We start from the raw sequence: 14,285 nt of genomic DNA, 5'->3' as shown, positions 1-14,285 counted from the left end.
CCGCGGTCCGCCCCGGGTGATCGTGGCGCCGTCCGGCGGGGATACTGGCCGGTGGACCGCACCTCCTCACCCCGATGGACCCATGCCGACCTCTCCGAGCGACCGCCCGATGACTCCTCCCACGGTGTGGCTGGCCCGCGGCCGCCACGTCGGCCCCGGCGCGGAGGGCGCCGTACGCGCGCGGCTGCGCCGGCTGAAGACGGCCGGGGCGATCGACGACCAGCACGAGGTCCCCGCCCCCGAAGGTTCCTCCGACCGGGTGTTCGAGGCGCGGTGGCGTCCCGTGCCCGGGGTGACCGTCCGGGCCCGCCTGACGCTCGTGCCCGGCGGGGACGGCGACCGCCGATGGACGCTGGCCGCCGAGGCCGAGCGGGCCTGGGATCCGTCCTGGCCGTCACCGGCCGACATGTTCTGGCCGCAGGACACCGAGCCGGAGTGGGGCCGGACGGCCGACGCGGATCTCCTCCTCGGCGGGCTCAACCCGCTGCCCGGGGACGAGAGGGACCTGCGGCGGCTGCTCAGGGGCGCCGCGCAGTCCGGCTGGGAGGTCCACGTCGTCGTGCACGAGGCGATGACTCCCGGCGAGGGCGGACGCACACCGCTGGCCAGATGGCTGCCGGCCGGTCTGCGGCATCGCGTGGTGGAGCACCGCGCGGCGCCCCAGCAGTTGCGCGCGGTGAACTACGCACTGCGCGACCTCGGGGTGCAACTGCCGCGCGGCGGGGCCCTCGTCCTGCCGGGAGACCCCGCGCCGGCGGACTACGGCGCCGGGGACTTCACCGTGCGCAGCGTCTTCCTCGACGGTTCGGAGCCGGCCGAGCTCCTCGACGCGGTGACCCGTCTCGCCGCGCTGCCGCGTCCGCTGCCCGAGGGCGCCGGAAGCGTGCTGACGGCCCTGCGGGAGGAGTGGGGCCTGCTGACCCTGGAGGAGGAACTCGACCGGCAGCGCGGGCTCGTGAGGCTGTACGCGGAGGCGCTGGAGGCGATGACGCGGTCGCGGGACCTGTACCGGGAGGCCGCGGAACGCGCCAACGAGGCGCTGGCCGCGTACCGGGAGGCGGCCGGGGGGCAGGCGGCGGCGACCCGGCCGGCGGCCCCGTCCCCGCTGCGCCACTTGTCGCGCACGTTCGAGCGGTTCATCCCCGCCGCCCGTACGCGTGCGGCGCCCGCACCGGACCCGGTGCACCCGCACGGCACTCCCGCGGCGCCGGACACTCCCGGCCCGCAGGCCCCCGACGGTACGCGCGGGACGGACAGCCCCCGCGACACGGGCGACCCGGGCGACGGCACCGGCGGGCCGACGGTCTGAAACGAGGGGCGCACGGGAGCACATCGTGCCGGACGGGGTGTGGCCGCCCTCGGTAGCGGCAATACAGCGGCCGTAGCGGGGAATCCTCACCTTGCGCGTGCGCGTCGTGCTGCGGGGCGCACGGCCGCCGCACGCGCCGTTCACCGAGCACACGTTCACGCGCACACGTTCGCACTCGCACCGCATCGCATCGCATCGCACGGCACCGCACCGCACCGCACGCACCGGACACAGGAGGGCTCCGTGGAACCGACCAGTCTCGCGCTCGCCACCGTCACCCCGGTGCCGCCGACGAGCCCGCGCCGGGCCGTCGGACTCACGGTCGGGCCCGTCTGAGGGAACCGGAGAACGACGCGGGACCGTCCGACCCAGCGGCGGCCCCGCACACGCGGCTGCACAGGTAGACCCCTGCTCCGAGAAAAAAGTCAACCGACCGGCGACCTCGGCCGTCTCAGGTTCAGAGCGACCGACACGCCCGTGACTACGGAGTGTGACGAAACCATTCACTCGTTCGAATCGTATAAAGAATGGAAGTCCCGCAAGATCCACGGGGCGACGCAAGACAGCGGCCTGCGCCGGGACTTGTCCGGGGCAGCACCGACGAGGGAGAGACCATGCAACCGTTCGCGCTCAACTATGCACGCGCGGCAGTGGAGTTGGATGTTACCGCTGCGTACACCTATGACTCCGGACTGCAGTTGAACGTGCTCCTCGACGGGAGGATCGCCGCCACCGATCTCGCCCTGTTGAGAGAGTTGGGGACCACGACGTCGACGGCCGGTTCCAAGACGCACTTCGACGACTGAACACGGAACGTCGATGACCGTGCTGATCCTGACATCCGAGCAGGATGTGACGGCGGACATGGTGGTCGTGCACCTGCACGCGGCCGGAGTGCCCGTGCTGCGCCTGGACCCGGCCGATCTGACCGGCCAGGTCGCGCTCTCGGGCGAGTACGTGCACGGCTCCTTCCGCGGCCATCTGTGGTCCGCGGGGCGCCTGGTGGGCATCGAGGGGCTGCGGTCCGTCTGGGTGCGCAGACCGGGGACGCCGGCCGCCCGGGTGGCCGAGCCGTCCGCATGGCTGACCGAGGAGTCCTCACAGGCGCTCTACGGCATGCTGCGCGGCAGCACCGCCCGCTGGATGAACCACCCCGACGCCGCCCGCCGGGCCCGCCACAAGCCGTGGCAGCTGCGGCTGGCGCAGCAGAGCGGGCTGCCCGTGCCGGCCACACTGATCACGACCTTCCCGCAGGCCGCGCGGGAGTTCGCCGAACGCTTCCCGGACCTGGTGGTCAAGCCGGTGTCCGGGGCGCATCCGCAGGAGCCGCCGCGCGCGGTGCCGACCAGCCGGGTGGCCCCCGGCACGGACTTCTCGGCCGTGGCGTACGGTCCGACGCTGCTGCAGCGCCGGGTCGCCAAGGCCGCGGACGTCCGGCTCACCGCGGTCGGCGACCGGCTGCTCGCGGCGCGCAAGGCCACGCCGCCGGACACGGACCCCGACGACGTGGACGTCCGCTTCAGCGAGTCCGGCGTGCCCTGGCTGCCGGCCGAGGTGCCGCCCCGGATCGCGGACAGCGTGCACACCTACCTGCGCGAGGCGGAACTCGCCTACGGCGCCTTCGACTTCGCGGAGGACGCGGACGGGACGTGGTGGTTCCTGGAGTGCAACCAGTCGGGGCAGTTCGGCTTCATCGAGGTGGAGACGGGCCAGCCGATCGCCCGCACGATCGCCGAGTGGCTGGCGGTGACGCCGCCGTCACTGCCCCGTCAGCGCGGCAGGGGCGGGACCAGCGCGGTGGTGCCGTGAGACGGGAGCGCGACGGCGTGAGATGTGTCACAAGCGGGCAGGCCGGACAGGGGCGGTCCGGGTGCGCTCCGGCCGGGCGGACGCCGGTGCGGAGCGCGCGGTGGGGAGGCCCGCGCCGGCGTGGGCCGAGCCGGACCGGTCCTCGACAACGCTGTCGGCGGCGGAGCCGGGCTCCGGGACGGTGGCCGGACCCGGCCACCGCCGGACCCGGCCCCACCGCAACCGCCCGTGCCTGCCGCACCACCCGGCACGGCGGGCAGCGCCCGGCGGCGCCCGCCGTGGGTGCCGCCGCACGGACGGCGTCCACGGCGGCGGTGTGCCCGTCCACGGCCGGGTCGGGAGAGACGGTCCTGGTCAGGAGGGACGGTCCTGGTCAGGGGGTGTGGGCCTGGTCAGGAGGTGTGGGCCTGGAGGTAGTCCTCGACGCCCGGCGCCGCGTGCGCGTCCTCGACGCCGGCCAGCCCGCCGACCGCCTTCGCGTCCGGCCGCAGCACGTACGTCTTCAAGCCGGCGGGGCGGGAGACGTCGGAGAAGTCCAGCGGGGTGCCCAGCCCGGTGTCGGCGTTCTGCTGGGACCGGTGCGCCTCGACCACGTCGGCGCGGTCGAGGCTGCCGCCTTCGCAGGCCTTCTTCAGGTCGGCCCCCATCAGCTGGGCGGCGTTGTAGCCGGACAGCACGCCGGAGTCGACCGGGGAGCCGGGGTAGGCCTTCTCGTAGGCCGCGACCATCTTCCGGACGCCGGGCAGGTCCGAGCTGACGGCCGGGGCGGCGCTGACCACGTGCAGCATGGCCGCGAGCGCCTTGGCCGCGGGAGTCTCCATCAACTGCGGTGCGAATCCCGGGGCGTTGCTGACGATGGGCACCGTCAGCCCGCGGGAGGCGGCGACACCGGCGAGGGAGGCCGTCTGGGCGGGCCCCGCGCTGATCAGGACCGCCTTCACCCCGGCCTTGCGGAGCGCCGACACCTGTGCGGACAGGTCGGTGTCCGTCGCCTTGATCTTCTGTGCCACCACCTTCACCCCGGCCCGCTCGGCCGCCCAGCGCGAGCCCTCCAGCGCGTTCGCGCCGTAGTCGCCCTCGAAGTAGACGTGGCCGATCGAGTCGCCTTTCCGCAGTCCCTTGGTCCGGGTGAGGAAGTCGACGGCGGCGATCATGTCCAGGTCGTAGGTGGTACCGACGACCTGCACGGACTCCTTGCCCAGCAGGGAGGCGGCCCAGGCCTGCGGGAAGGTCAGCATGTGGTCGCGCTCGATGTCGTCGAGGAGCGCGGCGACCACCGGCGAGCCGATCACCTGGGGCAGGGCGACGACGTCGGGGGCGATGTCGGCATAGGCCGTGACCGCCTTCTGCACGTCGTAGCCGTGGTCCTCGACGACGATCTCGACTTTGCGATCGCAGATGCCGCCGGCCGCGTTGGTCTCGTCGGCCCACATCTGCTGGGCCTGCACGATGCTCTTGCCGAGGGTGGCGTAGGGGCCCGTCAGATCGGTCAGTGCGCCGAGACGGAGCGTCGTGTCGGTGACACCGGGCCCGGACTTGACGCCGTCGGCGCCGTCGGCGCCGTCGGCGGCGTCGCCCTTGCCGTCGCCGCCCGCCTTGGAGCTGCATGCGGTGGAGGTGAGCAGGAGCGCCGCGAGGGCCGAGGCGAGGAGGATGCGGGCGGGGCGGGGGCGGCTGACGTTCACGGCGAGTGCTCCTTGGCTCGTGCGGTGCTGGAGGAAGAAGGGGAAGAGGAAGGGGAAGAGGCGGGGGAAGAAGAAGAAGAGGAGGAGGCAGGGCCTGGGGTGGGGGCGTCCGGGGAGGGGGCCTGCGCCGTCGCCCCGGCCGAATCCGCGGCGGGGCGACGGCGCAGCAGGTGTGAGCGCAGTCGGCGGACCAGGCCGGCCAGTCCGTCGGGGGCGTACAGGAGGATGACGACGATGGCGGCGCCGTAGAGGTAGCGGGCCGCCTCGGTCGGGCCCACCGCGCCGTTGGTGGTGCCGGGCGCCGCCACCAGTGGCAGTTGGCCGGCGTAGCGGCTCATCAGCAGGGGCAGGGCCGTGACGAAGACGGCGCCCGCGGTGGCGCCGGCCACCGAGCCGAGCCCGCCGATGACGATCATGGCGAGGTAGTCGATGGAGAGGGCCAGGCCGAAGTAGTCGGGGACGATGCGGCGGAAGGCGAGTGCGAGCAGGGCCCCGGCGAGGCCGGCGTACATCGAGGAGACGACGAAGGCCGCCGAGCGGTGGCGGGCCACGTGCACGCCGAGGACGGCGGCAGCGGTCTCGCTGTCGCGCACCGCCGCCAGGGCCCGCCCGGGGCGGCCGGCGAGGATACCGCGGGCGGTGAACCAGGTCAGCGCGAGCAGCGCCAGGCCCAGGTACCACAGGCGCTCCTCGGCGCCGAACGGCACGCCGAGCAGGACGAGTTCGGGGTCGGTGTCGGCGAAGGAGAAGCCGCCCACGGTCAGCGGCGGTACCGAGCGCCCGTTGAAGCCCCCGGTCACGGAGTCCGCGGTGAGCAGCACATGGTGGCCGAGGAAGACCAGTGCGAGGGTCGCCACGCCCAGGTAGATGCCCCGGACCCGGCCGGCGACGGGGCTGAACAGGCCCCCCGCGGCTCCGGCCAGCAGCACCGCGAGGACGAGGGCCAGCAGCGGCGGGAGGCCGGGGCCCGGTTCGCCGGCCAGCCATGCGTAGCCGTAGGCGCCGACGGCGAGGAAGAAGGCATGGCCGAGGGAGAGCTGGCCCGCGGTGCCGGAGAGCAGGCCGAGCCCGACGGCGCCGATGGCGGCGGCCATCGCGAACAGGCCGACCCGCAGCCAGAAGGCGTCCAGGTAGAACGGCAGCGCACACAGCAGCAGCACGGGCAGCAGCGGGGCCGGCAGGTGCCGTACGCCGCGGGCGAGTCCGGCCGCGGTGCGGCGCGGTGGCGGACTGGTCGCGGCGGCCGCGGTCGCGGGGGCGGCAGCGGGGTCAGTGGGGCCAGACAGGTCAGTGGGGTCAGTGGGGTCAGACACGGGCCGCTCCCTTCGCGCCGAACAGCCCGGTGGGCCGTACCAGCAGCACGAGCACCATCACGGCGTAGGGGGCGACGTCGCCGAACCCCTCGCCCAGCACGTGCAGTTCGGACTGGTAGCCGGCCACCAGCGACTCGGTGAGGCCGATCAGCAGACTGCCGGCCAGCGCCCCGGGCGGCGAGGCCATACCGCCGAGGATGGCGGCCGGGAAGGCCTTCAGGGCGATCTGCCCGGTGGTGCGCTCCAGGCCCGGCGCGGGGAACGCGGCGAGGAACACCGCGGCCAGCGCGGCCAGGGCGCCCGCCAGGCACCAGGCCAGGGTCCGCACGCGCACCAGGCGTACGCCCATCAGTGCGGCCGCCTCCAGGTCCTCCGCGGACGCCCGCAGGGACAGCCCCCAGGGGGTGAACCGGAACAGCGCGAACACCGCTCCGATCACGACGGCGGACACGGCGATCGCGGCGAGCCGGCTGTCGGCGACGGTGAGCGGCCCGAGCCGGGCCACGGAGTCGCCCCAGGGGTCGCCGAGGGTGAGCAGGTCGCCGCCGATGCGCCGGGCCAGGTCGGTGAAGAGCACGATGTCGACGCCGATGGTGACGATCGTCTGCACGTGCGCGGCCTGCGGATCGCGGTCGCCGCCGCGCAGCAGCAGCCGGTCGAGGGCGCCGGCCACGGCCGCGGTGGCCAGGACGGCCACCGCGAGCGCGCCCGCGAAGCCGAGGTCGTCGTGGAGCACGGCGACGAGGTAGCCGCCGAGCAGCAGCAGGGAGCCGTGGGCGAAGTTGATGACTCCGGAGGCCTTGAACACGACGACGAAGCCGAGGGCCACCAGGGCGTAGACGGCGCCGAGCGCGAGGCCGTTGAGGGTGTGGTCGAGCAGGCCGGTCATGCCGCGTTCTCCTCGCTGCCGGGGCCGCCGCTGCCGGGACCGCCGTCCCCGCCCGGGCTCTGGCCGTCGCCGTTGCCGTCGCTGCTGTCGTCGCCGTTGCCGTCGCCGTTGCCGTCGCCGCTGTCGTCGCCGTTGCCGTCGCCGCTGTCGTCGCCGTTGCCGTCGCCGCTGTGGTCGCCGTGGTCGTCGCCGTCGCCGAGGTAGGCGCGCAGGACCTCCGGGTCGCGCTGGACCTGGTCAGGGGTGCCGTGGGCGATGGCGCGGCCGAAGTCGAGCACGGTCACCTCGTCGGCCAGCCGCATCACCAGGCCCATGTCGTGCTCCACCAGCAGGACGGACAGGCCGAGCCGCTCTCGCACCTCCCGCACGGTCGCGGCGGTGCGGGCGCGTTCGGCGGCGTTCATCCCGGCCACCGGTTCGTCCAGCAGCAGCACGCGCGGCTCCAGGCAGAGGGCGCGGGCGAACTCCACGCGCTTGCGGTCGCCGTACGACAGCGTGGCCACCGGCGCGTCGAAGTGGGCTCCGAGCCCGGTGAGTTCGGCGATGTCGCGGACCCTGGCCAGCTGTTCGCGCTGCTCCCGGCGGGCCCCGGGCAGGCGCAGCGCGGTGGAGGCGAACCCGGCGCGGGTCAGGGCGTGCCGGCCGAGCATGAGGTTGTCGGCGACGGTGCCCTCGGTGGTGACGATGTTCTGGAAGGTGCGGGCGACACCGAGCGCGGCGACGCGGTGCGGTGCCAGCCGGGTCAGATCGGCGTCGCCGAGCCGGACGGTGCCGGCGACGGGCCGGTACAGACCGGACAGCACGTTGAAGCAGGTGGACTTGCCGGCCCCGTTGGGCCCGATGAGGGCGTGCACGGAGCCGGGGGCGACGGTGAAGGAGACGCCGTCGAGCGCGGTGAGCCCGGCGAACCGGACGGTGACGTCCCGGACGTCGAGGACGGGTGGCGCGGTGCCGTGGCTCACGCGGCCCCCTGTGCGCCGGCGTCCTCGCAGGGGCGGGGGGTGGCGTCGGTGCTCTCACCGAGGTAGAGGCGGCGTACGGCGTCCGTGCGGGCGAGTTCGGCTGCCGGGCCGGACAGCCGGACCTCGCCGACCTCCAGGACGTGGGCGTGTCCCGCGAGCGACAGGGCCATGCCCGCGTTCTGCTCGACCAGCAGGACGGCCGTGCCCTGGGTGTTGATCTCACGGACGACCTCGGCGATCCGGGCCACCATCCGCGGGGCGAGTCCGAGGGAGGGCTCGTCGAGCAGCAGCAGCCGGGGCGCGGCCATCAGGGCGCGGCCGATGGCGAGCATCTGCTGCTCGCCGCCGGAGAGCAGGCCCGCCGGCCTGCGGGTGCGTTCCGCGAGGCGCGGGAACAGGGTGAACACCCGCTCCCGCGCCTCGCGGACCCGGGCCGGGGCACGCCGGCCGAGGCCGAGGCCGCCGGCGCGGAGGTTCTCGTCGACCGAGAGCCCGGCGAACACGCGCCTGCCCTCCGGGACCTGGACCACTCCGGCGCGGACCGCGGCGAGGGGGTCGCGCCCGTCGAGTGCGGTGTCGCCGTACCGGAGGCGGCCGGCCGTGACCGCGCCGCGGTGCAGCCGCAGGGTGCCGGACACCGCGCGCAGCAGCGTGGTCTTCCCGGCGCCGTTGGCGCCGAGCAGGGCCACGACGGCGCCGGGCGGCACGGTCAGGGACACGGAACGCAGTGCGGACAGGGCCCGGCCGTAGGTCACGTCGACGTCCTCGACATGCAGCGCGGGCGCGTCGTCCGGTGGTGCTTCGGGCATCGCGGCTCCTCGGGTCCGCGCCCTGCGAGGGGCACGGGTCATACGGAAAGGGGTGCTCACGACAGCACGGGCCCGACGGGGCGGTACAGGGCGATCAGCACGAGGGCTGCGGCGCTACAGAGCGGGGCCCCGGTCGTTGTGCCGCTGCCCAGGGGGCCGCGGACCGCACGGGTCCGGCGCGCGGGACCGCGTCCCGGCGGGCGGCGGCGGTGAGGGGTGTACGCGGCCACGGGTGTACGCGGCCGCGGGTGTACCGGCCGGCCCGGCCGAGGGCGTGCGGACGCGTGACGGGCGTGCGGCAGCCGCGGGCGCGCGGACTCAGGCGGGCGCCGCGCACGGCGGGCGGGCGCCGGGGCGGGCCCGCCCGCGCGCGCCGGACGCCGGCGAACGACGGGCCGGTCCGGGACGGACGGGGCCGGGCTCGGGGTGTCCGCCGCCCGGGGCCGGGCCGCGCGACAGCGGCCGCGGCCCGCGCACCGGGCCGCGGTCAGCCGCGCAGCAGACGGCGCGCGGTGAGGGCGAGGCTGACCTCGACGACGTCGGAGGGCCGGGCGAGGGAGCGGCCGGTCAGCTGCTCGAAGCGGCGCAGCCGGTTGAGGACGGTGTTGCGGTGGCAGTACAGCCGCTCCCCCGCCCGGCGCGCCGAGCCGTCGCAGGCGAGCCAGGTGGCGACGGTGTCGAGGAGGACCTCGCGGTCGGCGGGATCGAGTCCGGTCAGGGGGCCGAGGACCTGGTCGGCGAGGGCGCCTCCGAGAGCGGGGCGGGAGACGACGAGCGCGGCGGGCAGCTGCTCGGTGAGCCGGACCGTGCCGCCGTCCTCGGGGCACAGGCTCAGCGCGAGGTCCGCCTGGGAGCGGGCGTCGCCGACCTTGGCGAGCCCCTCGACCTCGCCGCTGACGCCGATCCGGGCGCCGGCGGCGTCGGGGCCGGGGATCCCGGCGTCGGCGGGGACGATGCCGTAGTCCACCTCGGCGCCGAAGTGCCAGTGCACCCGCCCACCCGGCACGAGGTGCTCGCCGCGCGGCCCGGTGCCGCCGGAGAGCGGGTCGTCGGCGACGGCGACGGCGAGGACGGCGTACCGCCCGTGCTCGGGCAGGCCGAGGGCCTGCGCCGTCTCGGGGAGGTCGGCGATGCGGCTGGTGCCGTCCAGCAGGGCGGTGACCAGGACGCGCAGCCGGTTCTCCCGCTGCCAGGCCAGTTGCCGCTCGACCTGGTGGTAGGCGTCGGCGACGAGGGTGCAGTGCTCGTCGACGAAGTTCCAGACGTCGGTCGCCACGTGCACGAGCAGGCGCACGTCCTCCGCCGCGGTCCGGGAGGTCTCCTCCACCAGCCGCTGCCAGACCAGGGATCCGCCGAGCCGGAAGGCGTGCAGGATCGCGTCCAGCGGCAGTCCCTGCTCGGCGCGGGTGGCACCGAGCATCCACGAGCAGCGGCGGGCGGCGTCCCGGGTGCCGCGCGGGTCGAGCAGTGAGGCCACGCTGTGCCGCAGGGAGCGGTGCATCTCCTGCCAGATGGCGGTCGGGTCGGCGGCGACGGCGGCGCGGTAGGAGGGCTCCTGGTCCTGCACGACGGCCAGCAGGCGGTCCGTCAGCCCGGGCAGGTCGTCGAGCAGGACGCGGGCCGCGCGGTGCAGGACGGTGACGGCCTCGGCGTCGATCAGCGACCGGACGGGCCTCGTCCGCGATCGCGGTACGACGGCCGGTCCGGGACGGTGCGGCGTTCGGTAGCGTACGGCGCGCTGCATCTCGGTCCTCCCCCAGGGGTGTGCGACCCGACTACTGCCGGAAGGATGACATACCGTCCAGTCGGTCCCTAGTGCTGCGACCGGAAAGGTTTGCCGGGACCCGCGGCGTCGGGTGCGGCGTGCCGCCAGGCGCGGCGTGACCCGCGCACGGGACGCACGCGGGTGGTGCGACCGCGCGGAGACCTGCCGTGCCGGGCGTCCCGAGCCGGTGAACCGCTGCGGTCGCGGCGCCGCGGTCCGCGGGCGGGAGCCCCGTGGCCGCGCGTTCACCGGCCCTGCCGGTTGCCGTCGGCGGGTCCGGCCCGTTCGACCAGGCGGGCGAGGTCGACGCGGGAACGGACGCCGAGGGACGCGAAGACGTTGCGCAGGTGGTAGTCCACGGTCCGGGTGCTGACGGCGAGGATGCGGGCGATCTCGCGGTTGGTGGCGCCGTCGGCGACATGGCGGGCGATCCGGCGCTGCTGGGGCGTCAGCCGGGCCAGCGCCGCGCCGCGCCCGGCGCCCGGGGCCGTGCCGTGTGCGGCGCCCGGAGCCGTGTCCCGGGCCGTCTCCGGCGGGCTGTCCTGTGCCGTCCCGTAGGTCCGCAGCTCGCCGCGCGCCTGCCCGGCCCACACCCGGGCGCCGCACGCCTCGAAGCCGACGAGGGCCGCGCCGAGGCGGTCGCGGGCCTCGCGCAGCCGCCGACGGCGCCGCAGCCACTTGCCGTACAGCAGCTCCGTACGGGCCTGTTCGAAGCCGCCGGGGGTGCGCTCGTGCGCGGCCAGGGCCTGCCGGTACAGCTCGTCGGCGGCGTCCGGCGGGGCGAGCAGGGCACGGCAGCGCAGCAGTTGGGCGGGGGCCTGCGGGTCGGCGCCGAACGCGGCCCAGGCGGCGAGGTCCTCGACGGGACCGTGCGCGTCGCCCGGCCGGCCGGCCAGGACGGCGGCCTCCACGCAGCAGGGCAGGGCGAGCATCCACACCGCGAAGTGGCCGCGCCGCGGGCCCGGCCGGACCAGGGGGCCCAGCCGGTCGGCCGCCTCCAGGGGGCGCCCGCGGCCCAGGTCGGCGCGGCCCAGGGCCCACTGGGCGAGCGTCGCGGTCTGCGCCAGACCGTGCCGGCGGGCGGTGGCCAGCGCGGCGGCCGCGTGCCGGGTGACGACGGCCGTCTCCCCCTCGATCGACGCCGCCAGCGCGAGCACGGCGTGGTGGCCGGCCGCCGTGTTGCTCTGCCCGGACCGGGTCGCCGCCCGCAGGCCGTCCTCCGCGTGGGCGCGGGCCCGCGCGTGGTGGCCGCTGCGCAGTTCGGCGTAGGCGAGGAACTCCAGGGCCCGCGGTTCGACGGCCCGGTCGCCGCCGGCCCTGGCCACGGACCGGGCACGCGCCGCCGTACGGGCGGCGGCGGGCAGGTCGCCGAACACCAGCGCGGCGACGGCGGCCCGCAGCACGTCCTCGGCCTCGCCGTGCTCCCGCGCCGCGGCGCGGAGCCGCTCGAGCGGCTCCGCGGCCTGCTCGCGCGCCAGCTCCAGCACGGTATGCAGGCCTGGGCGGTGGCCGGGGCCGGGGCCATGTCCGGGGCCGGGGCCGGGGCCGGGTGCGCGGCGGGCGGGGAGCACCGAACCGCTGGCAGCGGCACCCGCGGAAACTGCGGGGGCCGCGGAAGCTGCGGGGGCCGCGGAAGCTGCGGGGGCCGCGGAAGCTGCGGGGGCCGCGGTCCGGGGAGGGGCCTCCCCGGGGCCGCGCCGGGGCTCGGGGCCGTGCGCGGGACCCCCGTCCGGCAGGCGGCCCGGGCGTCCGGTGGACGGGGTGGCGGCCCGGTGGTCGAAGGCCAGGGCCTCCAGGCAGCCCTCCAGGTCACCGGAGGCCCAGGCCGCGTCCGAGGCACGCAGGGCGGCGGTCGCCGAGAGCGCCCGGTCCGGGCCGGCCAGGAGCGCGGCGGCGGTCAGCAGCGACTCGCGGGCGGTGGCGGTGGGACCGTCGGACAACTGGGCCGTGCCGTACAGCAGTTCGGCGCGGCCGCGCACGTCGTCCGGGAGCGGGTCCTGCGCGGCGGCGTCCAGGAGGGTGAGGGCGCGGTGCGGCAGCCCGGCGCGCAGGGCCTGCTCGGCCGCGACGGTGCGGCGGCGGGCCCGCCCGGCCGGGTCGGCGGTCAGCTCGGCGGCGCGCGCGTGGGCCAGGGCCCGCAGCCGGGGTGGGGCGGCCGAGCGCGGGTCGGACGCCGCCGCGGCCAGGTCCGCAGCCAGGCCCGCGGCGTGCGGCGCGGCCGGGCCGGTGGTGGCCCGGCCCCGGTGCAGCAGCGCCCGCAGCCGGTCGCCCCGGTCGTCGTGCACCAGGGCGAGCGCCAGGTGCGCGGCGCGGCGCCGCTCCGGGCGGGCCCCGGCGTAGACGGCGCGGCGGAGGACGGCACCGGAGAAGCGGAGCCGCCCGTCGGTCAGCGCGAGTGCGGCCCGGGCGGCGGCGGGGAGGTCGTCGAGGGCGGCCCCCTCGCCACCGCCCCGGCGGCTCCCCGGGAACCCCTCCGAGCCGCGTTCCGGCCGCACCGCGCCACCGTCCGCGGCCCGCACCGCGGCGTCGGCCGCATCACGGGGCGCACCACCGCCCGGGCCGGCGCCCGCGGGGGCGGCGGGGCCGGGCTGCGGGACGGCCCGGTCGGACGCGCCGGGTGCCGGGGGGAGGCGGGTGAGGGCGGCACCGACCAGGGCCGCGTCCGCGGCGGCGTCGCGCCGTCCGTCCGCTGCCGGGTCGTCGCCGTCGCACAGCGCCGCCGCGGTGACCAGGAGCAGGTCGGCGACGGACGGCGGGAGGCGGTCCGGCCGGTGCCGTGCCAGGCGGGTGAGGATCGCGGCGTCGGCGAGCGGCCGCGGCAGGGGGTGTGTTCCGTTCAGCTCGGCCGGGGACAGGCGCTCCGCGAGGCCCCGCAGCAGGGCGGGGTTCCCCACGGCCTCCGCCAGCAGCTCCGCCCGTACGGCGGCGTCGAGGGCGGGGCCGGCCAGTTCGTCCAGCAGGGCGGCCGCGGCCTCCGCGGGCAGGGGCGGGACGTGCAGTACGGGCAGTCCGGCGAGGTCGGCGGGCGGGTGTCCGGCGACGGCCAGCAGCAGTCCCACCCGTCCCGCCTGCGGGACGCCGCCCGGCCCCGTGCGGGGCGTGGACCGCGCGAAGCGGGCCAGTGCCCTCCGGGACGGAGCGTCCCACAGGTGGGCGTCGTCCACGCAGAGCAGGAGCGGCCCGGCCCCGGCCGCCGCCTGCAGCGCCGCCGGCCACGCGGCCCCGGCCTCCGGGTCCGCCCCGGCCGGCCGGGCGGGGCCGCTGCCGCACTCCGGCGGCGCCGGCGGTAAGGGCCCGTCCCCTGTGCCCACCGCCCCGGCCAGGGCACGGGCCGTCGCGTGCAGTCCCCCGTACGGGGCGTGCCCGCACGAGGTCTCGGCGCGCACCCGCAGGACCGGGCCGGCGGTGAACGCGTGAGCCGCGTGCTCCAGCAGAGCGGTGCGGCCGATCCCGGGCTCGCCGGCCAGGACGAGCGCACCCGCCTGCGCGTGCGGTCCGCCCCGCGCTCCGTCCTGCGGTCCGTCCTGCGGTCCGTCGGGCAGCCGGTCCAGCAGTGCGGCCAGGGCACGCAGCTGCGGGCCGCGGCCGTGCAGGCGTGGCCGTGTCGTCAGGAGCGTCGATCCGGTCATTCCCGCGAGGTTACGCACGGGTAACCGCTCCCGACAGCCGTACCCCCGCGCCGTCGGGCGGGGATGTCCCGCGCGACCTGCCGTTTCGGCCGGGGGCACCGCCGCGCTCTGGGCC

The 14,285-nt window shown here is 76.8% G+C and carries 10 protein-coding genes; 3 read left to right on the top strand and 7 right to left on the bottom strand.

The window, feature by feature from the left end:
* The first annotated feature begins 82 nt into the window (after window positions 1–82).
* The 3 genes from AC5K6T_RS13435 (at window position 83) to tgmB (ending at window position 3,118) form a co-directional block, all read left to right on the top strand.
* Entirely contained in the window at window positions 83–1,309 is a 1,227-nt protein-coding gene (locus AC5K6T_RS13435; RefSeq protein ID WP_493208722.1) for a hypothetical protein, read from the top strand.
* 614 nt (window positions 1,310–1,923) lie between these two features.
* Window positions 1,924–2,115, top strand: coding sequence for a putative ATP-grasp-modified RiPP (tgmA, locus tag AC5K6T_RS13430; RefSeq protein ID WP_493208720.1), 192 nt, complete (start codon window positions 1,924–1,926; stop codon window positions 2,113–2,115).
* A gap of 13 nt (window positions 2,116–2,128) precedes the next feature.
* Window positions 2,129–3,118 (top strand): ATP-grasp ribosomal peptide maturase, encoded by a 990-nt coding sequence (gene tgmB, locus AC5K6T_RS13425; protein ID WP_493208719.1) that lies wholly within the window; start codon window positions 2,129–2,131, stop codon window positions 3,116–3,118.
* A 392-nt stretch (window positions 3,119–3,510) separates the two neighbouring features.
* Here tgmB and AC5K6T_RS13420 read toward each other — a convergent pair whose 3' ends face one another.
* The 7 genes from AC5K6T_RS13420 to AC5K6T_RS13390 form a co-directional block, all read right to left on the bottom strand.
* Complete coding sequence (locus AC5K6T_RS13420) at window positions 3,511–4,803, bottom strand: ABC transporter substrate-binding protein (protein ID WP_493208718.1); 1,293 nt, start codon at window positions 4,801–4,803, stop codon at window positions 3,511–3,513.
* Complete coding sequence (locus AC5K6T_RS13415; protein ID WP_493209345.1) at window positions 4,800–5,984, bottom strand: branched-chain amino acid ABC transporter permease; 1,185 nt, start codon at window positions 5,982–5,984, stop codon at window positions 4,800–4,802. The genes AC5K6T_RS13420 and AC5K6T_RS13415 overlap by 4 nt, the downstream gene beginning before the upstream one ends.
* Before the next feature lie 124 nt (window positions 5,985–6,108).
* Window positions 6,109–7,005, bottom strand: coding sequence for a branched-chain amino acid ABC transporter permease (locus tag AC5K6T_RS13410; RefSeq protein ID WP_493208716.1), 897 nt, complete (start codon window positions 7,003–7,005; stop codon window positions 6,109–6,111).
* Window positions 7,002–7,967 carry an ABC transporter ATP-binding protein gene (locus AC5K6T_RS13405; RefSeq protein WP_493208715.1) on the bottom strand — a complete coding sequence of 322 codons (966 nt, stop codon included), beginning with the start codon at window positions 7,965–7,967 and terminating at the stop codon, window positions 7,002–7,004. The genes AC5K6T_RS13410 and AC5K6T_RS13405 overlap by 4 nt, the downstream gene beginning before the upstream one ends.
* Complete coding sequence (locus tag AC5K6T_RS13400; protein ID WP_493208713.1) at window positions 7,964–8,776, bottom strand: ABC transporter ATP-binding protein; 813 nt, start codon at window positions 8,774–8,776, stop codon at window positions 7,964–7,966. The genes AC5K6T_RS13405 and AC5K6T_RS13400 overlap by 4 nt, the downstream gene beginning before the upstream one ends.
* Window positions 8,777–9,263: 487 nt before the next feature.
* The gene (locus AC5K6T_RS13395) at window positions 9,264–10,520 is read right to left on the bottom strand and encodes a PucR family transcriptional regulator (RefSeq protein WP_493208712.1); all 1,257 of its coding nucleotides are present in this window, start codon (window positions 10,518–10,520) and stop codon (window positions 9,264–9,266) included.
* A 266-nt stretch (window positions 10,521–10,786) separates the two neighbouring features.
* Window positions 10,787–14,170: a helix-turn-helix transcriptional regulator gene (locus tag AC5K6T_RS13390; protein ID WP_493208711.1), complete on the bottom strand. Its 3,384-nt coding sequence runs from the start codon at window positions 14,168–14,170 to the stop codon at window positions 10,787–10,789.
* Between the last annotated feature and the right edge of the window lie 115 nt (window positions 14,171–14,285).

It is taken from the genome of Streptomyces sp. B8-7, assembly GCF_058833805.1.
Note: the sequence above shows the minus strand (reverse complement) of the source record. Positions and strands in the feature narration are given on the sequence as shown.